Raw genomic sequence first — 22,738 nt, 5'->3', positions numbered from 1 at the left:
ATTTTTGATATTTCCGCTAGACTTCCCGGCCCTGCTAGACGAACCCCATCATGCGCGTTGCTGACTTTACTTTTGAGCTCCCTGATTCGCTGATCGCTCGCCACCCTTTGGCTGAGCGTCGCAACAGTCGCCTGTTGACCCTTGATGGGGTCAGCGGCGCCCTGGCACACCGTCAATTCACTGATTTGCTGGAGCATTTGCGCCCCGGCGATTTGATGGTGTTCAACAATACCCGGGTGATTCCGGCGCGGCTGTTTGGCCAGAAGGCTTCCGGCGGCAAGCTGGAAATCCTGGTGGAGCGGGTGCTCGACAGTCATCGTGTGCTGGCCCATGTGCGCTCCAGCAAGTCGCCCAAGCCTGGGTCGAAGATCCTCATCGACGGCGGTGGCGAGGCCGAGATGCTGGCGCGCCACGATGCGTTGTTCGAGCTGGGGTTTGCCGAAGAGGTGTTGCCGCTGCTCGACCGCGTCGGGCACATGCCGCTGCCTCCTTATATAGACCGCCCGGATGAAGGTGCCGACCGCGAGCGTTACCAGACCGTCTACGCCCAGCGTTTGGGTGCGGTGGCGGCACCGACGGCGGGGCTGCATTTCGATCAGGTGCTGATGGAGGCGATTGCCGCCAAGGGCGTCGAGACCGCGTTCGTGACCCTGCACGTGGGCGCCGGCACCTTCCAGCCGGTGCGCGTGGAGAAGCTCGAAGATCACCACATGCACACCGAATGGCTGGAAGTCGGCCAGGACGTGGTCGACGCCGTGGCTGCGTGCCGCGCTCGCGGTGGTCGCGTGGTGGCGGTGGGGACCACCAGCGTACGTTCTCTGGAAAGCGCCGCCCGCGATGGCGTGCTCAAGCCGTTCAGCGGCGATACAGATATTTTCATTTACCCTGGCCGGCCGTTTCATGTGGTCGATGCCCTGGTCACCAACTTCCATTTGCCCGAATCCACACTGTTGATGCTGGTTTCGGCGTTCGCCGGTTATCCCGAGACCATGGCGGCCTACAAGGCTGCGGTCGACAACGGGTACCGCTTTTTCAGCTACGGTGATGCGATGTTCATCACGCGTAATCCTGCGCCGACTGCCCCTAAAGAATCGGGCCCAGAGGAAACTGTATGAGTCGCACCTGTCGTATGTCTTTCGAGCTGCTGGCCACTGATGGCAAGGCTCGTCGCGGTCGTTTGACCTTCCCGCGCGGTACCGTCGAGACCCCGGCCTTCATGCCGGTGGGCACTTACGGCACGGTCAAGGGCATGCTGCCACGGGATATCGAGGCGACCGGCGCTGAAATCATTCTGGGCAACACCTTCCACCTGTGGCTGCGCCCGGGCACGGAAGTGATCAAGAAGCACGGCGACCTGCACGATTTCATGCAGTGGAAAGGCCCGATTTTGACCGACTCCGGCGGTTTCCAGGTGTTCAGCCTGGGCGCCATGCGCAAGATCAAGGAGGAGGGCGTGACCTTCGCTTCCCCGGTCGACGGCGCCAAGGTGTTCATGGGCCCGGAAGAGTCGATGCAGGTCCAGCGTGACCTGGGCTCCGACATCGTGATGATTTTCGACGAATGCACGCCGTACCCGGCTGATGAAGACGTCGCCCGTATTTCCATGGAATTGTCCCTGCGTTGGGCCAAACGTTCGAAAGAAGCCCATGGCGAGAACACGGCGGCGCTGTTCGGTATCGTTCAGGGCGGCATGCACCAGGACCTGCGCATGCGCTCCCTGGAAGGCCTCGACAAGATCGGCTTCGACGGCCTGGCCATCGGCGGTCTGTCGGTGGGCGAGCCGAAGCACGAAATGATCAAGGTGCTGGATTATCTGCCGGGCATGATGCCGGCTGACAAACCTCGTTACCTTATGGGCGTTGGCAAACCCGAAGACTTGGTTGAGGGTGTGCGCCGCGGTGTGGACATGTTCGATTGCGTGATGCCAACCCGTAATGCCCGCAATGGGCATCTGTTCATTGATACCGGCGTGCTGAAGATCCGAAACGCGTTCCATCGCCATGATGATTCGCCGCTCGATCCGACCTGCGATTGCTATACCTGCCAGAACTTCTCCCGCGCTTATCTGCATCACCTGGACAAGTGCGGCGAAATGCTGGGAAGCATGCTCAATACCATCCATAACTTGCGTCATTATCAAGTGCTTATGGCTGGTTTGCGCGAGGCTATTCAACAGGGTACATTGGCCGCCTTTGTCGATGCCTTCTACGCCAAACGCGGGTTACCTGTTCCGCCTTTGGACTGAGTTTTCTGACCCCAAGATTCAACATTTGCAACTGGAGTGCTAAATGAGCTTTTTTATCTCTAATGCCATGGCTGACGCTGCTGCACCTGCTGCTGCCGGCCCAATGGGTGGCGGTTTCGAGTGGATTTTCCTGGTCGGCTTCCTGGTCATCTTCTACCTGATGATCTGGCGTCCACAGGCCAAGCGCGCCAAAGAGCAGAAGAACCTGCTGAGCAGCCTGCAGAAAGGCGACGAAGTTGTGACCACTGGCGGCATCGCCGGCAAGATCACTAAAGTTGCAGACGATTTCGTTGTTCTGGAAGTTTCCGACACCGTCGAAATGAAATTCCAGAAAGGCGCCATCGCCGCCACGCTGCCAAAAGGCACGCTGAAAGCGATCTAAGTTTCAACTTCATATTCAATCGACGGGGCGCGCAAGGCGCCCCGCGTCATAAACGGGCGGCGTGATGCTGAACAAATACCCTCTGTGGAAATACATTCTGATCCTGGCGGTGCTGGCGGTCGGTCTGATTTATTCCGCTCCCAATCTTTATCCTGATGACCCGGCCATTCAGGTCAGCGGTGCAAGCACTGCGCTGCAGGTCAATCAGGCTGATCTGGACCGTATGAGCGCTGCGCTCAAAGAGGCCGGGATCAACGTCAAGGCAGCTTCGCTGACCGCTGGCGGCAAGGGCGGTCTGATTCGTCTGGTTAAAGCCGAAGACCAATTGCCTGCCAAAGATGTCGTGCGCAAGGCGTTGGGTGATGACTACGTCGTCGCGCTGAACCTGGCACAAACCACCCCGCAATGGCTGCGCAACCTCGGCGCGCACCCGATGAAGCTGGGTCTGGACTTGTCCGGTGGTGTGCACTTCCTGCTGGAAGTGGACATGGATAAAGCCCTCGACGCACGCCTGAAAGTCTACGAAGGCGACGTCAAGAGCCTGTTGCGTAAAGAGAAACTGCGCTATCGCAGCCTGCCGCAACTCAATGGCGCCATTCAGCTGGGCTTCGCTGATGAAGACAGCCGTGAACAGGCCCGTTCGATCATCCGCAAGAACTTCAACGATTTCGACATTGTTCCGGCCGACCTCAATGGTCAGGCGGTGCTGCGTCTGGCGATGACCCCAGCCAAGCTGGCGGAAATCCGCGAATACTCCATCAAGCAGAACTTGACCACGGTACGTAACCGCGTCAACGAGCTGGGTGTTGCCGAACCGATAGTCCAGCGTCAGGGCGCCAACCGCATCGTGGTTGAGCTGCCGGGCGTGCAGGACACCGCAGAAGCCAAGCGTATCCTCGGCAAGACGGCCAACCTCGAGTTCCGTCTGGCCGCTGAGCCTGGCGCTTCGAAAGCCACTTCCGAAGAATTCGAGTTCCGTGAAGGCAAGCGTCCTCCTGCGCTGATCGAGCGTGGCCTGATCATCACCGGTGACCAAGTCACTGACGCCAAGGCTGGCTTCGGCGAGCACGGCACGCCAGAAGTGAACATCCGTCTGGATGGTCACGGCGGCGAGCTGATGAGTCGTGCGACTCGCAGCAACGTCGGTCGCAGCATGGCGGTGATCTTCATCGAGCAGCGTCCTATTACCACTTACACCAAGCAAATGGTCAACGGCGTCGAGAAAGACGTCGCGGTTCAGACGTTTAAAGAAGAGAAGAAGATCATCAGCCTGGCGACCATTCAGTCGCCGCTGGGTGCTCAGTTCCGCATCACTGGTCTGAACGGCCAGGGCGAGTCGTCCGAACTGGCGCTGCTGCTGCGTGCCGGTGGTCTGGCTGCACCGATGTACTTCGCTGAAGAGCGCACCATTGGCCCGAGCCTGGGTGCGGATAACATCACCAAAGGTATCGATGCATCGCTGTGGGGCATGCTGTTCGTCTCGCTGTTCATCATCGCCATCTACCGCTTCTTCGGCATCATCGCCACCGTCGCACTGGCGGTGAACATGGTGCTGCTGCTGGCCCTGATGTCGCTGCTGGGTGCAACGCTGACCCTGCCGGGTATCGCCGGTATCGTATTGACCATGGGTATGGCGGTCGACGCCAACGTACTGATCTTCTCGCGTATCCGTGAAGAGATTGCGGCGGGCATGACCGTACAACGGGCAATCAACGAAGGCTTCGGCCGGGCATTCACCGCGATTCTCGACGCCAACCTGACAACACTGTTGGTCGGCGGGATTCTCTTTGCCATGGGCACAGGCCCGGTCAAGGGTTTCGCAGTGACCATGTCCCTCGGGATCTTTACCTCGATGTTCACGGCCATCATGGTGACCCGCGCGATGGTCAACCTGATCTTCGGCGGTCGTGACTTCAAGAAGTTGTGGATTTAAGGGGCTGCCATGTTACGTACAATCAACTTCATGGGCGTTCGCAACTTTGCGTTCGGCGTCACATTGTTCCTTACGGTCCTGGCACTGTTCAGTGTCTTCACCAAGGGCATGAACTGGGGCCTGGACTTCACCGGCGGTACGCTCATCGAGCTGACCTACGAGCGTCCGGCCGACGTCACCAAGGTGCGTGAGCAACTGGTGACTGCGGGTTATCACGAGGCGATCGTGCAGAGCTTCGGTGCGACTACCGATTTGCTGGTGCGCATGCCGGGTGAAGATCCGCAGCTAGGCCATCAAGTGGCAGAAGCGCTGTTGAAAGTCGGCGGCGAAAACCCGGCGACGGTCAAGCGCGTCGAGTTCGTCGGCCCGCAGGTGGGTGAAGAGCTGCGCGACCAGGGCGGCCTCGGCATGCTGATGGCGCTGGGCGGCATCCTGATCTACCTGGCTTTCCGCTTTCAGTGGAAGTTTGCGGTCGGTGCGATCGTTTCCCTGATCCACGACGTGATCGTGACCATCGGTATCCTGTCGTTCTTCCAGATCACCTTCGACCTGACGGTGTTGGCGGCGGTACTGGCGATCATCGGTTACTCGCTCAACGACACCATCGTGGTATTCGACCGGGTTCGTGAGAACTTCCGTGTGCTGCGCAAGGCCAACCTGATCGAGAACATCAACATCTCGACCACGCAAACCCTGCTGCGGACCATGGCGACGTCGATTTCCACCTTGCTGGCGATTGCCGCACTGCTGTTCTTCGGTGGCGACAACCTGTTCGGCTTCTCCATCGCCCTGTTCATCGGTGTTCTGGCGGGTACTTACTCGTCGATCTACATCGCGAACGTGGTGCTGATCTGGCTGAACCTGAGCACTGAAGACCTGATTCCTCCGGCGAATACCGATAAGGAAGTCGACGACCGTCCTTGAAGGAAGTTTCCTCCAGTGGCGTAGTCCAAAAAGGCGCGAGTTGAACTCGCGCCTTTTTTTATGCTCCAAGGCTGGGAGAAGCGCGGACATGTTCCGCATGTGATGGTCAGGAGGTTCATGTGAACAAGTCGATGCTGGTTGGTGCTGTATTGGGTGCTGTCGGTGTAACTGCCGGTGGTGCTGTGGCCACCTACAGCCTGGTTAAAGATAACGGCCCTGAGTACGCGCAAGTACTCGCCGTTGAGCCGGTCAAGACACAAATCAAGACTCCACGTGAAGTGTGCAAGGACGTCACGGTCACCCGGCAAGCGCCGGTGAAAGATCAACACCAGATCGCCGGTACAGTGGTAGGTGCGCTGGCAGGCGGTTTGCTGGGTAACCAGATCGGCGGCGGCACCGGCAAGAAGATTGCCACGGTTGCAGGCGCGGTCGGTGGTGGTTATGCCGGTAACAAGGTGCAGGAGGGCATGCAGGAGCGTGACACCTACACCACGACCCAGACCCGTTGTAATACGGTGAATGACATCAGTGACAAGGTCGTGGGTTACGACGTGCGTTATTCGCTGGATGGCAAGGAAGGCAAAGTGCGGATGGATCGTGATCCGGGCAACCAGATTCCGGTCGACAAGGAAGGCAAGTTGATCCTGTCTCAGAACGAACCGGCTCAATAATTAGCACCGCTTAAAAAGAAGCACCCTACGGGGTGCTTTTTTTTTGTGCCTGAAATACGGCTCCGAAAACACTGCAGAACCTGTGGGAGCGGGCTTGCCCGCGATGACGTATCACCTGCGCCAAATGCGGCGACTGACCCACCGCTATCGCGGGCAAGCCCGCTCCCACAGGGGGTCAGGGTGTTATCGAGGGTGAAATGCGGGCATAAAAAAAAAGCACCCGTAGGGTGCTTTTTCTGTCGCTGGAAGCTTAGCGCTTCAGCGAGGCCGGAAGGTGCGGCTGGATCGCCGTCAGCACTGCCTTGAAGCATTTGGTGTTGCCGGCAACAACGTGACCTTTCTCAAGGAAGTCGTGACCGCCGGTGAAGTCGCTCACCAAGCCGCCAGCTTCCTGGATCAGCAGGGCGCCTGCAGCCATGTCCCACTCGGACAGGCCCGACTCCCAGAAGGCGTCGAAACGGCCGGCAGCCACGTAGGCCAGGTCCAGGCTCGCCGAGCCAGCGCGGCGGATGCCGGCAGTCTGGCCTACCAGGGCGCGGAACATGCCCAGGTAGTTGTCGAGGTTATCCATCTGGTCGTCACGGAACGGGAAGCCGGTACCCAGCAGGGCGCCGTCCAGGCTGGTGCGGCCGCTAACGCGCAGGCGACGACCGTTCAGTTGAGCGCCGCGACCACGGCTGGCGGTGAATTCTTCCTGGCGAACCGGGTCCAGAACAACAGCGTGCTCAAGGCGACCGCGGTATTTGCAGGCGATGCTGACAGCGAAGTGAGGAATGCCGCGCAGGAAGTTGGTGGTGCCGTCCAGCGGATCGATGATCCACAGGTACTCTTCGCCTTCGATGCCAGAGCCGGCGTGCAGGCCAGTCTCTTCACCCAGGATCGAATGGTTCGGGTAAGCCTTGCGCAGCGCGTCGATGATTTTCTGTTCAGCGGCGCGATCTACCTCGGATACGTAATCCTTGGCGTCTTTTTCGTCGACCTTGATGGTATCCAGGCGCTCGATGGAGCGGAAGATCAATTCACTGGCGCTGCGGGCGGCGCGCAGCGCGATATTCAGCATGGGCTGCATGGATGTGTCACCTAAGGTTGTTAAAGAAAGCCGGGCATTCTATCAGAAAGTTTCTACAGGAGAAGGACGACGTTCGCTTTCATGGCTTAACGGTAGGATGAGCTGTAAGATTCTGCTCCCGATTATTGTGTTCGAGAGCGCCTCCCTTGCTGCAAAACATTCGTGTCGTCCTGGTCAATACCAGCCATCCGGGCAATATCGGCGGGGCTGCGCGTGCCATGAAGAACATGGGGCTGTCGCGGCTGGTGCTGGTCGAGCCTCGTGTGTTCCCGCATCACGAAGCCGATGCCCGTGCTTCCGGTGCCGGTGACATCCTTGAAAACGCGCAAGTCGTCGCCACCTTGGAAGATGCCTTGGTCGGCTGCAATCTGGTGCTCGGCACCAGCGCCCGCGACCGGCGGATTCCCTGGCCGCTGCTCGACCCCCGCGAATGCGGAACGAAAGTGGTCGAGGAAGCAGGGCAGGGTGCCGAAATCGCCCTGGTGTTCGGTCGTGAAGACTCCGGCCTGACCAACGAAGAGCTGCAGCGATGTCATTATCACGTGCACATCCCATCAGACCCTGAGTTCAGCTCGCTGAACCTTGGGGCCGCGGTGCAGGTGTTGAGCTATGAAGTGCGCATGTCCTGGTTGGCGGCCCAAGGTCAGCCAAGCAAGGTCGAGAAGGAAGAAGTGGCATCGGTCAAAAGCGCTGAGCTGGCGACCATGGATGAGCTTGAGCGATTCTATGAGCACCTGGAGCAAACCCTGGTGGCCATTGAATTCCTCGATCCGGAAAAGCCACGGCACTTGATGGCGCGCCTGCGCCGGTTGTACGGACGCAGCTCGGTCAGCCGGGCGGAAATGAATATATTGCGTGGCATCCTCACGGAAACCCAAAAAGCGGCCCGTGGTGAGCTTCTAAAGCGGAAGGATTAATGATGTTCGAGCGTTTGCGTGAAGATATCCAGAGTGTTTTCCATCGTGACCCGGCGGCGCGTAACGCTTTTGAAGTCCTGACTTGCTACCCCGGCATGCATGCCATCTGGATTCACCGTTTGTCGGCGATGCTGTGGCGCGCAGACCTGAAATGGCTGGCGCGGCTGGTGTCGAACTTCGGTCGCTGGTTGACCGGGATCGAGATCCATCCGGGTGCCAAGGTCGGTCGTCGTTTCTTCATTGACCATGGCATGGGCATCGTCATCGGTGAAACCGCTGAGATCGGCGATGACGTGACCATTTATCAGGGCGTGACCCTCGGTGGCACCAGCTGGAATAAAGGCAAGCGTCACCCGACGCTGGGTGACGGTGTGGTTGTCGGTGCCGGCGCCAAGGTGCTTGGTCCGTTCACTGTGGGGGCGGGTGCCAAGGTCGGCTCCAACGCCGTGGTGACTAAGGAAGTGCCACCGGGCGCCACGGTGGTGGGTATTCCGGGGCGGATCATCGTCAAACCCGACGAAGAGCAAGACGCCAAGCGCAAGGCCATGGCAGAGAAGATTGGTTTTGATGCGTACGGCGTGACTGAAGACATGCCGGACCCGGTGGCGCGCGCCATTAACCAGTTGCTCGATCATCTGCAGGCAGTTGATGGCCGTCTGGAGGGGATGTGCGGGGCGTTGAAGGATCTGGGCAGTAATTACTGTGCGAAAGATCTGCCTGAGTTGCGCGAAGAAGATTTCGCCTGTGTGAAGGACAAGGATCAGAGTCAGGCCGGCTAGACCGAGTTGGCCTTATCGCGAGCAGGCTCACTCCTACATTTGAAATGCGTACCCCTGTAGGAGTGAGCCTGCTCGCGATGAACGATGACTCGGTATTACTGGCTGTTCACCGCCAGCCTTTGCTATCATGCGCCCGCTCTTTTGCGGGTAAACCTGACTAAAGTACTAGGTCTTATAGTTGACTTAAATACTCGGGAATTGCATACTCGCCCCATTCCGAACTCCGTGGTAATTGTCCATGCGACTGACTACAAAAGGCCGATACGCCGTGACCGCCATGCTCGACCTGGCGTTGCACGCGCAGCACGGGCCCGTGTCCCTGGCCGATATCTCCGAGCGCCAAGGCATCTCCCTGTCCTACCTCGAACAGCTGTTTGCCAAATTGCGCCGTAGCAATCTGGTGTCCAGCGTCCGCGGTCCGGGCGGTGGCTACCAATTGTCCCGCGACATGCAGGGCATCCAGGTCGCCCAGGTGATCGATGCGGTGAACGAATCGGTCGATGCAACCAAATGCCAGGGCCAGGGTGATTGCCATCAAGGTGACACCTGTCTGACTCACCACTTGTGGTGCGATCTGAGCCTGCAGATTCACGAATTTCTGAGCGGTATCAGCTTGGCTGACCTTGTAACTCGCCGTGAGGTGCAAGAAGTAGCCCAGCGTCAGGATCAACGCCGTTGCAACAGCAAGGCGCCACGCCTGGACAAGATTGAAGCGTCCGCCGTCGAATGACAGCCAGAGAGCTAAGCGGCACGCCAGCCAGCCTGATTTAGGAGATAGTCCATGAAATTGCCGATTTACCTTGATTACTCTGCGACTACCCCGGTTGATCCGCGTGTCGCGCAAAAGATGAGTGAATGCCTGCTGGTCGACGGAAACTTCGGTAACCCGGCGTCCCGTTCCCACGTGTTTGGCTGGAAAGCTGAAGAGTCCGTCGAAAACGCCCGTCGTCAGGTCGCTGACCTGGTCAACGCCGACCCGCGTGAAATCGTCTGGACCTCCGGCGCCACCGAGTCCGACAACCTGGCAATCAAGGGTGCGGCACATTTCTACGCCACCAAAGGCAAGCACCTGATCACCACCAAGATTGAGCACAAGGCTGTCCTCGACACCATGCGCCAACTGGAGCGTGAAGGCTTCGAAGTCACCTACATCGAGCCTCGCACCGATGGTCTGGTCACTCCTGAGATGATCGAAGCCGAACTGCGCGACGACACCATCCTGGTTTCGGTCATGCACGTGAACAACGAAATCGGCACCGTCAACGACATCGCTGCGATCGGCGAACTGCTGCGTTCCAAGGGCATCCTGTTCCACGTCGACGCCGCTCAGTCCACCGGCAAGGTCGAAATCGACCTGCAGAAGCTGAAAGTCGACATGATGTCGTTCTCCGCCCACAAGACCTACGGTCCTAAAGGCATTGGCGCCCTGTACGTAAGCCGCAAGCCGCGCGTACGTATCGAAGCGACCATGCACGGCGGCGGTCACGAGCGCGGCATGCGTTCGGGCACCCTGGCCACTCACCAGATCGTTGGCATGGGTGAAGCTTTCCGCGTAGCCAAGGAAGACATGGCTGCCGAGAACGTGCGCATCAAAGCCTTGAGCGACCGTTTCTACAAGCAGGTCGAGCACCTGGAAGAGCTTTACGTCAACGGCAGCCTGACCGCCCGCGTCCCGCACAACCTGAACCTGAGCTTCAACTACGTTGAAGGCGAGTCGCTGATCATGGCGCTCAAGGATCTGGCGGTTTCGTCCGGTTCGGCTTGCACCTCGGCTTCGCTGGAGCCTTCGTACGTACTGCGCGCCCTGGGCCGCAACGACGAACTGGCACACAGCTCGATCCGCTTCACCTTCGGCCGTTTCACCACCGAAGAAGAAATCGACTACGCCGCGCAGAAAGTCTGCGAGGCCGTTACCAAGCTGCGCGCTCTGTCGCCGCTGTGGGACATGTACAAAGACGGTGTCGACATTTCGAAAATCGAGTGGGCGGCACACTGATTTCAAGTCGCCGCGAACCGGCCCCGCGCACGATAGTGACGGGGCTCAAAGAGCGACTCTCTGATGAGTGAGGATTAAGAATCATGGCTTACAGCGAAAAGGTCATCGACCACTACGAAAACCCGCGCAACGTCGGCAAGATGAACGCGGAAGATCCTGATGTCGGCACCGGCATGGTCGGCGCGCCGGCTTGCGGCGACGTCATGCGCCTGCAGATCAAAGTCAACGACGCCGGCATCATTGAGGATGCCAAGTTCAAGACCTACGGCTGCGGTTCGGCTATCGCTTCCAGCTCCCTCGCCACCGAGTGGATGAAGGGCAAGACCCTGGACGAAGCGGAAACCATCAAGAACACTCAGCTGGCTGAAGAACTGGCCCTGCCGCCAGTGAAAATTCACTGCTCCGTACTTGCTGAAGACGCTATCAAAGCGGCCGTTCGCGACTACAAGCAGAAGAAAGGCTTGATCTGACTTTCAAGATTTGGCGACGAGTAAGGAGTCACCGATGGCTATCAGCATGACAGAAGCGGCTGCTCGACACGTGCGGCGCTCCCTCGACGGGCGCGGCAAAGGTGAAGGGATTCGTCTGGGTGTTCGCACCACGGGCTGTTCCGGCCTTGCCTACGTGCTGGAGTTTGTCGACGAGGTGGTTGCAGACGATCAGGTGTTCGAAAGTCACGGCGAAAAAGTGATCATCGACCCGAAAAGCCTGGCCTACCTGGACGGCACCGAGCTCGATTTCGTCAAGGAAGGGTTGAACGAAGGCTTCAAGTTCAACAACCCCAACGTGCGCGGTGAATGTGGCTGCGGCGAAAGCTTCAACATCTGAGGCTTGTCGTGGGTACTCCTTGTCATTTCGCTTTATTTGAGCTGCAACCGAGTTTCAATCTGGACCTCGATCAGCTGGCTACGCGCTACCGTGAGTTGGCGCGCAGCGTTCATCCGGACCGCTTCGCTGACGCTTCCGAGCGTGAGCAGCGGCTGGCGCTAGAGCAATCCGCGAGCCTCAACGAGGCCTACCAGACGCTCAAGAGTCCACCCAAGCGCGCGCGTTACCTGCTCGCCTTGAATGGGGGCGAGCTGCCGCTGGAGGTCACGGTGCATGATCCGAAGTTTCTTCTGCAACAGATGGAGTTGCGTGAAGAGCTCGAAGACCTGCAGGACAGCGCAGACCTCAATGGCGTTGCCGTCTTCAAGCGTCGCCTGAAGGCTGCCCAGGATGAACTGAACCAAAGCTTCGCAGCTTGCTGGAACGATGCCGCGCACCGTGAACAGGCCGAACGCCTGATGCGGCGCATGCAGTTCCTCGACAAGCTCACCTACGAAGTGCGCCAGTTAGAAGAGCGCCTCGACGATTAACCCAGTGCCGCTCCGGTCGCACGCCTGATATACAGATAAGTCCTGATAACGATGGCCCTACTGCAGATCGCCGAACCCGGCCAAAGTCCTCAACCGCACCAGCGTCGTCTGGCTGTGGGGATCGACTTGGGCACTACCAATTCGCTGGTCGCTGCATTGCGCAGTGGTCTTTCCGAGCCTCTGGCCGACGCAGAAGGGCAGGTTATCCTGCCGTCTGCGGTGCGCTATCACGCTGATCGCGTCGAAGTGGGCGAATCCGCCAAGCTGGCTGCCGCAACCGATCCCTTGAACACCGTGCTGTCGGTCAAGCGCCTGATGGGTCGTGGTCTGTCCGACGTCAAGCAATTGGGTGATCAACTGCCATACCGCTTTGTCGGCGGCGAGTCGCACATGCCGTTCATCGACACGATCCAGGGCCCGAAAAGCCCGGTGGAAGTGTCCGCCGATATCCTCAAGGTTCTGCGTCAGCGCGCTGAAGCGACCTTGGGCGGCGAACTGGTGGGCGCGGTAATCACCGTTCCGGCCTATTTCGATGACGCTCAGCGTCAAGCCACCAAGGATGCGGCCAAACTGGCCGGTCTGAACGTGCTGCGTTTGCTCAATGAGCCGACGGCTGCCGCTGTGGCTTATGGTCTGGATCAACACGCCGAAGGCCTGGTCGCGATTTACGACCTGGGTGGCGGCACCTTCGATATTTCGATTCTGCGCCTGACCGGCGGTGTCTTCGAAGTCCTGGCTACCGGTGGCGACAGCGCCTTGGGCGGCGATGACTTCGACCACGCAATCGCTGGCTGGATCATTGAAAGCGCAGGCCTGTCTGCCGATCTCGATCCGGGTGCGCAGCGTCAACTGCTACAAACGGCCTGCGCTGCCAAAGAAGCGCTGACCAATGCCTCGTCGGTCGAAGTGGCTCACGGCGACTGGAAAGCCGAGCTGACCCGCGAAGCCTTTGATGCGTTGATCGAGCCGATGGTCGCGCGCAGCCTTAAAGCCTGCCGCCGCGCGGTGCGTGATTCCGGTGTTGAGCTGGAAGATGTGCATGCAGTGGTCATGGTTGGTGGTTCGACTCGCGTGCCGCGTGTTCGCGAAGCTGTCGCTGAAGCCTTCGGTCGCCAGCCGCTGACTGAAATCGATCCGGATCAAGTGGTGGCCATTGGTGCCGCGATCCAGGCCGATACCCTGGCCGGCAACAAGCGCGATGGCGATGAACTGCTGCTGCTCGACGTGATTCCGTTGTCCCTGGGGCTGGAAACCATGGGCGGCCTGATGGAGAAGGTGATTCCGCGTAACACCACCATCCCCGTCGCTCGCGCCCAGGACTTCACCACCTATAAAGACGGCCAGTCGGCCATGGCGATCCACGTATTGCAGGGTGAGCGCGAGCTAATCAGCGACTGCCGCTCCCTGGCACGTTTCGAATTGCGCGGCATTCCAGCGATGGTGGCCGGCGCGGCGAAAATTCGCGTGACCTTCCAGGTCGATGCTGACGGTCTGCTCAGTGTCTCGGCCCGTGAGTTGGGTTCGGGCGTTGAAGCCAGCATCCAGGTCAAGCCTTCCTACGGTCTGACCGACGGCGAAATCGCCAAAATGCTCAAGGATTCGTTCCAGCACGCCAATGACGACAAGGTTGCCCGCGTATTGCGTGAGCAGCAGGTCGATGCCCAGCGCCTGATCGAAGCGGTGCAGGCAGCTCTGGAGGCTGATGGCGAGCGTTTGCTCGACGCCGAAGAGCGCATGGTTATCGATGCGCAGGTGCAGGAACTCACCGAACTGATGAAAGGTACCGATGGTTTCGCCATCGAGCAGCAGACCAAGCGTCTGTCGCAAGTCACCGACGCCTTTGCTGCCCGCCGCCTGGACTCGACGGTGAAAGCCGCGCTGGCGGGGCGCAACCTGAATGAGATTGAGGAATAACGATGCCGCAGGTCATTTTTCTGCCACATGAAAAGTTTTGCCCGGACGGCATGGTCGTGGAAGCTGAGACGGGTGTTTCCATCCTCGAACTGGCACATGAACACCATATCGAGATGGAAAGTGCCTGCGGCGGCGTCTGTGCCTGCACCACTTGTCACTGCCTGATTCGCGAAGGGTTTGACTCGCTGGAAGAGGCTGACGAGCTGGAAGAGGACTATCTTGATCGGGCCTGGGGGCTGGAGCCTGTGTCCCGCCTGGGTTGCCAGGCCAAGGTCGGTACCGAAGACCTGACCGTCGAAATTCCGAAATACTCGCTCAACCACGCAGCCGAAGCGCCGCACTGATTCAAGGAATTGTCATGAGTCTCAAGTGGACTGATGTGCTGGAAATCGCGATCCAGCTGGCTGAAAGCAAGCCCGACGTGGACCCTATGTCGGTCAACTTCGTCGATCTGCGCAAATGGGTGATGGAACTGCCCGAGTTCGACGACAAGCCTGAGCATTGTGGCGAGAAGATCCTGGAGGCCATTCAGGCCCACTGGATCGAAGAACGCGACTGAGCCACGCTGCAGGTTAGGCAATACCCAAGAACCCGCGTATAATTCGCGGGTTTAATTTTTCGCAAATTACCGTTTCTGGAGTTACACCATGGCTGTTCAACGTACTTTCTCCATCATCAAGCCTGACGCTGTTGCAAAAAACGTTATCGGCGAGATCACCACTCGTTTCGAAAAAGCTGGCCTGCGCGTTGTAGCTTCGAAACTGAAGCAACTGTCCAAAGCTGAAGCTGAAGGCTTCTACGCTGAGCACAGCGCTCGTGGTTTCTTCGGCGACCTGGTTGCTTTCATGATCTCCGGTCCGGTTGTCGTTCAGGTTCTGGAAGGCGAAAACGCTATCGCTCTGAACCGTGAGCTGATGGGCGCTACCAACCCTAAAGAAGCTGCTGCCGGCACCATCCGCGCTGACTTCGCTGATTCCATCGACGCCAACGCTGTACACGGTTCGGACTCCGAAGCCGCTGCTGCTCGCGAAATCTCGTACTTCTTCGCAGCTACTGAAGTAACCACTCGCTAAGCATTGGCTTAAGAGTGAAGGTGAATCCATGACTACATCGACTGTAAAAACTAACCTGCTGGGTCTGACTCAGCTGGAAATGGAAAAATTCTTCGACTCAATCGGGGAGAAGCGTTTCCGTGCCGGTCAGGTAATGAAATGGATTCACCACTTTGGCGTCGATGATTTCGACGCCATGACGAACGTCAGCAAGGCCTTGCGCGAAAAGCTCAAGGCTGTTGCTGAGGTCCGTGGTCCGGAAGTGGTCAGCGAGGACATCTCCAGCGACGGCACCCGTAAGTGGGTGGTGCGCGTGGCGTCCGGCAGCTGCGTCGAGACCGTTTACATTCCCCAGGGCAAACGCGGCACCTTGTGCGTTTCGTCCCAGGCAGGCTGTGCCCTGGATTGCAGTTTCTGCTCCACCGGCAAGCAAGGCTTCAATAGCAACCTCACCGCCGCCGAAGTCATTGGCCAGGTGTGGATTGCCAACAAATCCTTTGGCAGCGTCCCGGCGACCGTCGACCGTGCCATCACCAACGTGGTGATGATGGGCATGGGTGAGCCGCTGCTGAACTTCGACAACGTCGTTGCGGCCATGCACCTGATGATGGACGACCTGGGCTACGGCATTTCCAAGCGCCGTGTGACCCTGTCTACTTCGGGCGTGGTGCCGATGATCGATGAGCTGTCCAAGCACATCGACGTCTCCCTGGCGTTGTCCCTGCACGCACCGAATGACGCATTGCGTAACCAATTGGTGCCGATCAACAAGAAGTATCCGCTTAAGATGCTGCTCGAGTCTTGCCAGCGCTACATGTCGTCCCTGGGCGAAAAGCGCGTGCTGACCATCGAGTACACCTTGCTCAAAGACATCAATGACAAGGTCGAGCACGCGGTCGAGATGATCGAGTTGCTGAAGAACATTCCGTGCAAGATCAACCTGATTCCGTTCAACCCGTTCCCGCATTCCGGTTACGAGCGTCCGAGCAACAACGCCATTCGTCGGTTCCAGGATCAGCTTCATCACGCCGGTTTCAACGTCACTGTCCGCACCACTCGTGGTGAAGACATCGACGCGGCCTGTGGTCAATTGGTAGGGCAGGTGCTGGATCGCACCCGTCGCAGCGAACGTTATATCGCCGTGCGTGAACTCAACGCTGACAACGATATAGCGCAGAACGCCGCGAAATAATTAAGAGAGGATCTCTATGTCCCTGCGCTTTGCGCTGCTTTTGCTGTTGGCCAGCCTGTGTTCCGGCTGCGTGCTTTCGGGTGATTACAACCCGATGAAGACCAGCAAGGGCCGTGACGAAGCGCGTGATGCGTACGTGCAGCTCGGGATCGGCTATCTGCAGCAAGGCATGACCGAGCGGGCAAAAGTGCCGTTGAAAAAAGCACTGGAGCTGGATGACGCAGATCCGGACGCCAATGCGGCACTGGGCTTGGTATTCCAGGCCGAAATGGAGCCGGAACTGGCTGACCAGCACTTCCGCAAGGCGCTGTCTTCTCGTCCCACCGATGCGCGCATCCTCAACAACTACGGCAGTTTTCTTTTCGATCAGAAACGTTACAAGGAAGCCTACGAGCGCTTCGAACAGGCCGCTGCCGATACCCTGTATCCTGAGCGTTCGCGAGTGTTCGAAAACCTCGGTATGACCGCTTCAATGCTCGGCCAGCGTGATTTGGCCCAGCAGCAACTCGAAAAAGCCCTGCGCTTGAATCGTCAACAACCTCGCGCCTTGCTGGAAATGGCTGAGTTGTCTTACGAAGACAGGCATTATGTGCCCGCGCGTGACTATTACGATCGTTTTAGCCTGCTTGCCGAGCAAAATGCACGTAGTCTATTGCTCGGCGTTCGGCTTGCAAAAGTGTTCGAAGATCGCGACAAGGCCGCCAGTGCAGGCCTGCAATTAAAACGACTTTATCCCGGTACGCCGGAATATCAGCAATACCTGTCGGAGCAATGATGAAAGCGGCGCATCCTGAAGTTGTAGCAGCGAATCGCGTAAATCCCGGTGAGACCTTGCGCCAGGCCCGCGAAAGCAATGGCTGGTCGCTGGCCGAAGTGGCCCTCAAGCTCAACCTTACCGTCAATTCCCTGAGTAATCTGGAAGCCGGCGCTTTCGACAAGCTGCCTGGGCACACCTTTGCTCGCGGCTACATCCGTGCCTACGCCAAATTGCTCGGTATGGACCAGGCCGTTCTGGTCCAGCAGTTCGACCAATCCACCGGTACCGATTCCAAAGGAAGCAGTGTCCATAGCCTGGGTCGTATCGAAGAACCGGTCCGGGTTTCCCACACGATTTTGCGAATTGTCAGCCTGCTGTTGCTGGTTGCTGTGATTGGTGGTGGTTTTGTCTGGTGGCAGGACCAGACTTCACTGCGCACCAAAGACCTGGTTAGCCTGAGTCCGGAACACGTCGAAGTCGAAGGCGCTGACGGCACCACCCAGATCCATCCGCTGGACGAGCCGGAAGATCAGGCCGTTGCCGAAGGTCAGGCTGAAGGTACAACCGCCCTGGCATTACCGCAGGCTGAAACCTCGACAGAAGCACCGGCCGCAGCTTCAGAAACGGCACCTGCCGTAGCGCCGACGGCTCCTGCTCCGGCAGCACCGACGCATAGCGCTGCTCCAGTTGTTGCTACCCCTGCGACCCCGGCTCCAGCTGCTCCTGCCGTTCCAGCCCCGGCTGTGACTGCACCGGTTGCTCCGACTGCTCCCGCACCGGCTGTGCCAGCTGCTCCGGTTGCCGGCCAAGGCCAGGTTCAACTGCAATTTACTGCCGATTGCTGGACACAAGTCACAGACGGCACCGGCAAGGTGCTGTTGAGCGGCCTCAAGCGCAAGGGCGACAGCGTTTCCGTCAGCGGCAAGCCGCCGTTCGCCGTTCGCCTGGGCTACGCCCGTGGCGCGCAGGTCAGTTACAACGGTCAGGCAGTCGATGTTGCTCCGTTCACCAGTGGCGAGACTGCTCGCCTGAAGTTGGGTCAATAGTCATGCACGGCGAATCTCCAATCAAACGTCGCGAATCGCGCAAGATCTGGGTCGGCAACGTACCGGTGGGCGGCGATGCGCCTATCGCTGTGCAGAGCATGACCAACAGCGACACCAATGATGTCGCAGCCACCGTCGCCCAGATCAATCGTCTGGAAGCGGCCGGCGTCGATATCGTGCGGGTTTCCGTCCCGGACATGGACGCTGCCGAAGCGTTCGGCAAGATCAAGCAACTGGTCAAGGTGCCGCTGGTTGCCGATATCCATTTCGACTACCGCATTGCATTGCGCGTAGCCGAGTTGGGCGTGGACTGCCTGCGGATCAACCCAGGCAATATCGGTCGTGAAGATCGCGTGCGTGCTGTAGTCGACGCTGCCCGTGACCGCGGTATTCCGATTCGCATCGGTGTCAACGCCGGTTCCCTGGAAAAAGACCTGCAGAAGAAATACGGCGAGCCGACGCCTGCCGCGCTGGTCGAGTCCGCGTTGCGCCACGTCGAGCACCTTGAACGCCTGAACTTCCAGGACTTCAAGGTCAGCGTGAAAGCCTCCGATGTGTTCATGGCCGTCGAAGCGTACCGCTTGCTGGCCAAGGAAATCGTCCAGCCGCTGCACCTTGGCATCACCGAAGCTGGTGGTTTGCGCTCCGGCACAGTGAAATCTGCCGTGGGCCTCGGTATGCTGCTCGCCGAAGGGATTGGCGATACTATCCGCATCTCGTTGGCGGCCGACCCGGTCGAGGAAGTGAAAGTCGGCTACGACATTCTCAAGTCCCTGCACCTGCGTTCCCGTGGCATCAACTTCATCGCCTGCCCGAGCTGCTCGCGGCAGAACTTCGATGTGGTCAAGACCATGAACGAGCTGGAAGGGCGCCTCGAAGACCTGCTGGTGCCGCTGGATGTTGCGGTGATCGGTTGCGTGGTCAACGGCCCGGGCGAAGCCAAGGAAGCCCATATCGGCTTGACCGGCGGCACGCCAAACCTGATTTACATCGACGGCAAGCCGTCGCAGAAACTGACGAATGACAATCTGGTGGATGAGCTCGAACGCTTGATCCGCCAGAAAGCGGCCGAAAAGGTCGAAGCTGACGCTGCCGTCATTGCGCGCGGTTGAGACTGACTGAAGAGCCGAACGAATTTAAGGATTTATTGTGAGCAAGTCTCTGCAAGCCATTCGTGGCATGAACGACATCCTGCCCGAACAGACTCCCCTGTGGCGTCATTTCGAGGGCACCGTTTCGCGTCTGCTGGATAACTACGGTTACAAGCAGATCCGCATGCCGATCGTCGAGTTCACCGAGCTGTTCAAGCGCTCCATCGGTGAAGTGACCGACATCGTCGAAAAAGAGATGTACACCTTCGACGACCGTAACGGTGATTCCCTGACCCTGCGCCCTGAAGGCACGGCGGCTTGCGTGCGTGCGGTGCTCGAGCACGGCATCACCGGCGGTGGCCAAGTGCAGAAACTCTGGTACATCGGTCCGATGTTCCGTCACGAGCGTCCGCAGAAAGGCCGTTATCGCCAGTTCCACCAGATCGGCGTCGAAGTGTTCAACCTCGACGGTCCGGACATCGACGCCGAGCTGATCGTGTTGACCTGGCGCCTGTGGGGCGAGCTGGGTATCCGCGATGCGGTCAAGCTCGAACTCAACAGCCTGGGCACCAGCGAATCCCGTGGTCGTTATCGCGAAGCTCTGGTCGAGTTCCTGTCCGGGCATCTGGACAAGCTGGACGAAGACAGCCAGCGCCGCCTGAAAACCAACCCGTTGCGGGTACTGGACACCAAGAACGCCGACACACAAGCGATCCTGGTCGACGCGCCGAAGATGGCCGACTACCTCGACGATGAATCCCGCGTGCACTTCGAGGGCCTCAAGGCTCGCCTGGACGCCGCCGGCATTCCTTATGTGATCAACCCGAAGCTGGTGCGCGGGCTCGATTACTACAGCAAGACCGTTTTCGAATGGGTCACCGACAAACTGGGCGCCCAGGGCACCGTGTGTGCCGGTGGTCGTTACGACGGCCTGGTCGAGCAGATGGGTGGCAAGCCCACCGCTGGCGTCGGTTTCGCCATGGGTATCGAGCGTCTGGTTCTGCTGCTGGAAACCCTGGAGCAGATCCCGGAAGAGATCTCCCGTCAGGTCGACGTTTACCTCTGTGCCTTCGGTGAAGCTGCCGAACTCGCCGGCCTGACCCTGGCGGAGCGCGTTCGTGATCAGTTGCCCAACCTGCGCCTGCAAGTGAATGCCGGCGCCGGCAGTTTCAAAAGCCAGTTCAAGAAAGCTGACAAGAGCGGCGCGCTGTATGCGCTGATCCTCGGTGACGACGAAATGGCCCAGCAAGTGGTAGGTTTCAAACCCCTGCGTGGCCAGGGCGAACAACAAAGCATTGCCTGGGATGCGCTTGCCGCTCACCTGGCCACCTGCGTCGTGCAGGGTTGAAGCTGTCTTAAACAGCCGATTTAGTGATTAAGGAGTATTGGGGTGTCGAGTACCGAAGACGAACAGCTGGCGGATTTGAAGGACTGGTGGTCACGCAACGGCAAGCCCCTGGTCACTGGCGGCCTGTTGGCGCTGGTTATCGTGTTCGGCTGGCAAGCCTTTCACAAGTATCAGAACAACCAGTCGCAAGGCGCCTCGGTGCTCTATCAGCAACTGCTGGAGACCACGCTGACGCCTGACGGCAAGCCTGATGCGGCCCGTGTCTCCGACCTGGCCGGCAAGCTCAACAGTGAGTTCGGCGGCAGTGCCTATGCGCAGTACGGCAGCCTGTTCGTAGCGAAAGTCGCTGTCGACAGTGGCAAGCTGGATGACGCAGTCACCGAGCTGAAAGCCATCGTCGCCAAACCTGCCAACCCGGCACTGGGCGAAATCGCCCGTCAGCGCCTGGCGCAGGTACTGGGCGCGCAGAACAAGGCCGATGAAGCCCTGAAACTGCTTGAAGGCGATGCCGACAAAGCGTTCCTGGCCACTCGCGAAGAACTTAAGGGCGACCTGCTGGTGCAGTTGGGTCGTACCGATGAAGCACACGCGGCGTATCAAAAAGCCAAGGCGGCACTGTCGGATGAAGCGGCGGTCGGTGGCCTACAAATCAAGCTGGACGATCTGGCCAAAGGGGATGCGTGACGTGATCCGTTGGAAACATGCAGCATTGCTGGCTCTGGCCGTTTTGGCCGCGGGTTGCAGCAGCAACAGCAAAAAAGAACTGCCGCCGGCCGAGTTGACCGACTTCAAAGAAGAAGTGGTTTTGCAAAAGCAGTGGAGCCGTTCGATCGGTGACGGTCAGGGCGATAGCTACAACATGCTGGTTCCGGCAATCGATGGCGATACCATCTATGCCGCCGACGTGACCGGTGTGGTGATGGCGATGGATCGCAGCAACGGCGACGTGAAATGGAAGAAAGATCTCGAACTGCCTGTTTCCGGCGCCGTTGGCGTGGGTTATGGTCTGCTGACGATCGGTACGATCAAGGGTGAAATCGTTGCCCTGGACACCATCAACGGCGAAGAGAAATGGCGCGCTCGCGTGTCCAGCGAAGTCCTCGCACCACCGGCCAACAATGGTGATGTGGTGGTGGTTCAGACTCAGGACGACCGTCTGATCGGTCTGGATGCCGCGACCGGCAACCAGCGCTGGTTGTATGACAGCACGCCTGCGGTCCTGACCCTGCGCGGTACCAGCGCACCGATCGTTACCAACCGCCTCGCTGTGGCTGGTTTTTCGACCGGTAAAGTGGTCGCTCTCGACATTTCCAACGGCGTGCCGGTGTGGGAGCAGCGTGTAGCAATCCCGCAAGGTCGTTCGGAACTGGAGCGCGTGGTCGACATCGACGGCGGCTTGCTGCTGTCCGGCGAAACGATTTACGTCGCCAGCTACCAGGGTCGCGTAGCGGCACTGGACCTGCAAAGCGGTCGTCAGCTCTGGCAGCGTGATGCTTCCAGCTATGCCGGTGTCGCCCAGGGTTTCGGCAGCGTCTACGTGAGCCTGTCTTCGGGCACCGTTGAAGGCGTCGACGAGCGTTCTACCTCAGCCTTGTGGAGCAACGATGCTTTGGCCCGCCGTGAACTGTCGGCTCCGGAAGTGTTCTCCAGCTACGTTGCAGTCGGTGACCTGGAAGGTTACCTGCACCTGCTGAGCCAGGTGGACGGTCGTTTCGTCGGCCGCGAGCGCATCGACAGCGACGGCCTGCGTGCCCGTCCGCTGGTGGTGGGTGACACGATTTATGTATATGGCAACAGCGGCAAACTGGAAGCCCTGACCATTAAGTAAAGGTTTGACTATGCTTGGGGTTAACCCCCCAGGCTGCTTCACTTGTGGGTATGAAATGTGGGAGCGAGCCTGCTCGCGATGGACGTCAACGATAACGTTTGCGGCCTGAATGAATGCGGTGCCTTTGCGTTTATCGCGAGCAGGCTCGCTCCCACAAAAACAGCCACGGTGATGCCCCGAGCACCAGCCGCTGCCTCGCAGCGGCTTTTGTATTTTCTGAAATAACGAAGTGGAGA

Annotated in this window: 25 protein-coding genes; 24 read left to right on the top strand and 1 reads right to left on the bottom strand. The window is 58.9% G+C overall.

Annotated features, from left to right (window positions below; translation table 11 throughout):
* Positions 1–50: 50 nt before the first annotated feature.
* From queA to NL64_RS25525, 6 genes are all read left to right on the top strand, one after another.
* Positions 51–1,115 carry a tRNA preQ1(34) S-adenosylmethionine ribosyltransferase-isomerase QueA gene (gene queA, locus NL64_RS25550; RefSeq protein ID WP_034150850.1) on the top strand — a complete coding sequence of 355 codons (1,065 nt, stop codon included), beginning with the start codon at positions 51–53 and terminating at the stop codon, positions 1,113–1,115.
* A gap of 14 nt (positions 1,116–1,129) precedes the next feature.
* A complete protein-coding gene (gene tgt / locus NL64_RS25545) occupies positions 1,130–2,245 on the top strand; it encodes a tRNA guanosine(34) transglycosylase Tgt (protein ID WP_162488928.1) in 1,116 nt (371 codons plus the stop codon).
* 43 nt (positions 2,246–2,288) lie between these two features.
* Complete coding sequence (gene yajC / locus NL64_RS25540; RefSeq protein WP_007916913.1) at positions 2,289–2,627, top strand: preprotein translocase subunit YajC; 339 nt, start codon at positions 2,289–2,291, stop codon at positions 2,625–2,627.
* Between the two features lie 64 nt (positions 2,628–2,691).
* On the top strand, positions 2,692–4,560 hold the full coding sequence (gene secD / locus NL64_RS25535; protein ID WP_034150848.1) for a protein translocase subunit SecD: 1,869 nt from the start codon (positions 2,692–2,694) through the stop codon (positions 4,558–4,560).
* 9 nt (positions 4,561–4,569) lie between these two features.
* Positions 4,570–5,484, top strand: coding sequence for a protein translocase subunit SecF (gene secF / locus NL64_RS25530; protein WP_034150847.1), 915 nt, complete (start codon positions 4,570–4,572; stop codon positions 5,482–5,484).
* A 119-nt stretch (positions 5,485–5,603) separates the two neighbouring features.
* Positions 5,604–6,155, top strand: coding sequence for a glycine zipper 2TM domain-containing protein (locus NL64_RS25525; protein WP_034150846.1), 552 nt, complete (start codon positions 5,604–5,606; stop codon positions 6,153–6,155).
* Between the two features lie 250 nt (positions 6,156–6,405).
* On the opposite strand, the gene suhB is transcribed toward NL64_RS25525, so the two are convergent.
* Complete coding sequence (gene suhB / locus NL64_RS25520) at positions 6,406–7,224, bottom strand: type III secretion system regulator SuhB (protein ID WP_034150845.1); 819 nt, start codon at positions 7,222–7,224, stop codon at positions 6,406–6,408.
* A 146-nt stretch (positions 7,225–7,370) separates the two neighbouring features.
* Between suhB and trmJ the strand changes: the two genes are divergently transcribed.
* The 18 genes from trmJ (at position 7,371) to bamB (ending at position 22,502) form a co-directional block, all read left to right on the top strand.
* Positions 7,371–8,141: a tRNA (cytosine(32)/uridine(32)-2'-O)-methyltransferase TrmJ gene (gene trmJ, locus NL64_RS25515; RefSeq protein ID WP_034150844.1), complete on the top strand. Its 771-nt coding sequence runs from the start codon at positions 7,371–7,373 to the stop codon at positions 8,139–8,141.
* Between the two features lie 2 nt (positions 8,142–8,143).
* Positions 8,144–8,920, top strand: coding sequence for a serine O-acetyltransferase (cysE, locus tag NL64_RS25510; protein WP_034150843.1), 777 nt, complete (start codon positions 8,144–8,146; stop codon positions 8,918–8,920).
* A gap of 238 nt (positions 8,921–9,158) precedes the next feature.
* Positions 9,159–9,650, top strand: a complete 492-nt coding sequence (gene iscR, locus NL64_RS25505) for a Fe-S cluster assembly transcriptional regulator IscR (RefSeq protein WP_007903581.1) — start codon at positions 9,159–9,161, stop codon at positions 9,648–9,650.
* 51 nt (positions 9,651–9,701) lie between these two features.
* A complete protein-coding gene (locus tag NL64_RS25500) occupies positions 9,702–10,916 on the top strand; it encodes an IscS subfamily cysteine desulfurase (protein WP_034150842.1) in 1,215 nt (404 codons plus the stop codon).
* 83 nt (positions 10,917–10,999) lie between these two features.
* Positions 11,000–11,386 carry a Fe-S cluster assembly scaffold IscU gene (gene iscU / locus NL64_RS25495; protein ID WP_007916892.1) on the top strand — a complete coding sequence of 129 codons (387 nt, stop codon included), beginning with the start codon at positions 11,000–11,002 and terminating at the stop codon, positions 11,384–11,386.
* Between the two features lie 34 nt (positions 11,387–11,420).
* The gene (gene iscA / locus NL64_RS25490) at positions 11,421–11,744 is read left to right on the top strand and encodes an iron-sulfur cluster assembly protein IscA (RefSeq protein ID WP_034150841.1); all 324 of its coding nucleotides are present in this window, start codon (positions 11,421–11,423) and stop codon (positions 11,742–11,744) included.
* Between the two features lie 8 nt (positions 11,745–11,752).
* On the top strand, positions 11,753–12,274 hold the full coding sequence (gene hscB, locus NL64_RS25485) for a co-chaperone HscB (RefSeq protein WP_034150840.1): 522 nt from the start codon (positions 11,753–11,755) through the stop codon (positions 12,272–12,274).
* 51 nt (positions 12,275–12,325) lie between these two features.
* Positions 12,326–14,188 carry a Fe-S protein assembly chaperone HscA gene (gene hscA / locus NL64_RS25480; RefSeq protein WP_034150839.1) on the top strand — a complete coding sequence of 621 codons (1,863 nt, stop codon included), beginning with the start codon at positions 12,326–12,328 and terminating at the stop codon, positions 14,186–14,188.
* 2 nt (positions 14,189–14,190) lie between these two features.
* Positions 14,191–14,532 carry an ISC system 2Fe-2S type ferredoxin gene (gene fdx / locus NL64_RS25475; RefSeq protein WP_034150838.1) on the top strand — a complete coding sequence of 114 codons (342 nt, stop codon included), beginning with the start codon at positions 14,191–14,193 and terminating at the stop codon, positions 14,530–14,532.
* 14 nt (positions 14,533–14,546) lie between these two features.
* Entirely contained in the window at positions 14,547–14,747 is a 201-nt protein-coding gene (gene iscX, locus NL64_RS25470; protein ID WP_017123703.1) for a Fe-S cluster assembly protein IscX, read from the top strand.
* A gap of 88 nt (positions 14,748–14,835) precedes the next feature.
* Positions 14,836–15,261 (top strand): nucleoside-diphosphate kinase, encoded by a 426-nt coding sequence (gene ndk / locus NL64_RS25465; RefSeq protein ID WP_007916882.1) that lies wholly within the window; start codon positions 14,836–14,838, stop codon positions 15,259–15,261.
* A gap of 28 nt (positions 15,262–15,289) precedes the next feature.
* Positions 15,290–16,432: a 23S rRNA (adenine(2503)-C(2))-methyltransferase RlmN gene (gene rlmN, locus NL64_RS25460; RefSeq protein WP_034150837.1), complete on the top strand. Its 1,143-nt coding sequence runs from the start codon at positions 15,290–15,292 to the stop codon at positions 16,430–16,432.
* A gap of 16 nt (positions 16,433–16,448) precedes the next feature.
* Positions 16,449–17,207 carry a type IV pilus biogenesis/stability protein PilW gene (pilW, locus tag NL64_RS25455; RefSeq protein WP_034150836.1) on the top strand — a complete coding sequence of 253 codons (759 nt, stop codon included), beginning with the start codon at positions 16,449–16,451 and terminating at the stop codon, positions 17,205–17,207.
* Positions 17,207–18,235 (top strand): RodZ domain-containing protein, encoded by a 1,029-nt coding sequence (locus tag NL64_RS25450; protein ID WP_034150835.1) that lies wholly within the window; start codon positions 17,207–17,209, stop codon positions 18,233–18,235. Before pilW ends, NL64_RS25450 begins: the two co-directional genes overlap by 1 nt.
* A gap of 2 nt (positions 18,236–18,237) precedes the next feature.
* A complete protein-coding gene (ispG, locus tag NL64_RS25445; protein WP_003185136.1) occupies positions 18,238–19,347 on the top strand; it encodes a flavodoxin-dependent (E)-4-hydroxy-3-methylbut-2-enyl-diphosphate synthase in 1,110 nt (369 codons plus the stop codon).
* 37 nt (positions 19,348–19,384) lie between these two features.
* On the top strand, positions 19,385–20,674 hold the full coding sequence (gene hisS / locus NL64_RS25440) for a histidine--tRNA ligase (protein ID WP_034150834.1): 1,290 nt from the start codon (positions 19,385–19,387) through the stop codon (positions 20,672–20,674).
* Between the two features lie 42 nt (positions 20,675–20,716).
* Entirely contained in the window at positions 20,717–21,358 is a 642-nt protein-coding gene (locus tag NL64_RS25435; RefSeq protein ID WP_034150833.1) for a tetratricopeptide repeat protein, read from the top strand.
* The gene (gene bamB, locus NL64_RS25430; protein ID WP_034150832.1) at positions 21,351–22,502 is read left to right on the top strand and encodes an outer membrane protein assembly factor BamB; all 1,152 of its coding nucleotides are present in this window, start codon (positions 21,351–21,353) and stop codon (positions 22,500–22,502) included. The genes NL64_RS25435 and bamB overlap by 8 nt, the downstream gene beginning before the upstream one ends.
* Positions 22,503–22,738 lie beyond the last annotated feature (236 nt).

The organism is Pseudomonas fluorescens, from assembly GCF_000802965.1.
Lineage (GTDB): Bacteria > Pseudomonadota > Gammaproteobacteria > Pseudomonadales > Pseudomonadaceae > Aquipseudomonas > Aquipseudomonas fluorescens_A.
The sequence above is the reverse complement of the archived record's forward strand: the minus strand, read 5'-3'. Positions and strand labels throughout refer to the sequence as shown.

Excerpts from the sequence above, each read along its gene's own strand:
- hscA (WP_034150839.1), top strand. The coding sequence starts at position 12,326 with ATGGCCCTACTGCAGATCGCCGAACCCGGCCAAAGTCCTCAACCGCAC.
- ispG (WP_003185136.1), top strand. The coding sequence starts at position 18,238 with ATGCACGGCGAATCTCCAATCAAACGTCGCGAATCGCGCAAGATCTGG.
- iscA (WP_034150841.1), top strand. The coding sequence starts at position 11,421 with ATGGCTATCAGCATGACAGAAGCGGCTGCTCGACACGTGCGGCGCTCC.
- secD (WP_034150848.1), top strand. The coding sequence starts at position 2,692 with ATGCTGAACAAATACCCTCTGTGGAAATACATTCTGATCCTGGCGGTG.
- ndk (WP_007916882.1), top strand. The coding sequence starts at position 14,836 with ATGGCTGTTCAACGTACTTTCTCCATCATCAAGCCTGACGCTGTTGCA.
- iscR (WP_007903581.1), top strand. The coding sequence starts at position 9,159 with ATGCGACTGACTACAAAAGGCCGATACGCCGTGACCGCCATGCTCGAC.
- iscX (WP_017123703.1), top strand. The coding sequence starts at position 14,547 with ATGAGTCTCAAGTGGACTGATGTGCTGGAAATCGCGATCCAGCTGGCT.
- NL64_RS25500 (WP_034150842.1), top strand. The coding sequence starts at position 9,702 with ATGAAATTGCCGATTTACCTTGATTACTCTGCGACTACCCCGGTTGAT.
- pilW (WP_034150836.1), top strand. The coding sequence starts at position 16,449 with ATGTCCCTGCGCTTTGCGCTGCTTTTGCTGTTGGCCAGCCTGTGTTCC.
- bamB (WP_034150832.1), top strand. The coding sequence starts at position 21,351 with ATGCGTGACGTGATCCGTTGGAAACATGCAGCATTGCTGGCTCTGGCC.
- suhB (WP_034150845.1), bottom strand. The coding sequence starts at position 7,224 with ATGCAGCCCATGCTGAATATCGCGCTGCGCGCCGCCCGCAGCGCCAGT.
- cysE (WP_034150843.1), top strand. The coding sequence starts at position 8,144 with ATGTTCGAGCGTTTGCGTGAAGATATCCAGAGTGTTTTCCATCGTGAC.
- secF (WP_034150847.1), top strand. The coding sequence starts at position 4,570 with ATGTTACGTACAATCAACTTCATGGGCGTTCGCAACTTTGCGTTCGGC.
- NL64_RS25450 (WP_034150835.1), top strand. The coding sequence starts at position 17,207 with ATGAAAGCGGCGCATCCTGAAGTTGTAGCAGCGAATCGCGTAAATCCC.
- iscU (WP_007916892.1), top strand. The coding sequence starts at position 11,000 with ATGGCTTACAGCGAAAAGGTCATCGACCACTACGAAAACCCGCGCAAC.
- tgt (WP_162488928.1), top strand. The coding sequence starts at position 1,130 with ATGTCTTTCGAGCTGCTGGCCACTGATGGCAAGGCTCGTCGCGGTCGT.
- yajC (WP_007916913.1), top strand. The coding sequence starts at position 2,289 with ATGAGCTTTTTTATCTCTAATGCCATGGCTGACGCTGCTGCACCTGCT.
- fdx (WP_034150838.1), top strand. The coding sequence starts at position 14,191 with ATGCCGCAGGTCATTTTTCTGCCACATGAAAAGTTTTGCCCGGACGGC.
- queA (WP_034150850.1), top strand. The coding sequence starts at position 51 with ATGCGCGTTGCTGACTTTACTTTTGAGCTCCCTGATTCGCTGATCGCT.
- rlmN (WP_034150837.1), top strand. The coding sequence starts at position 15,290 with ATGACTACATCGACTGTAAAAACTAACCTGCTGGGTCTGACTCAGCTG.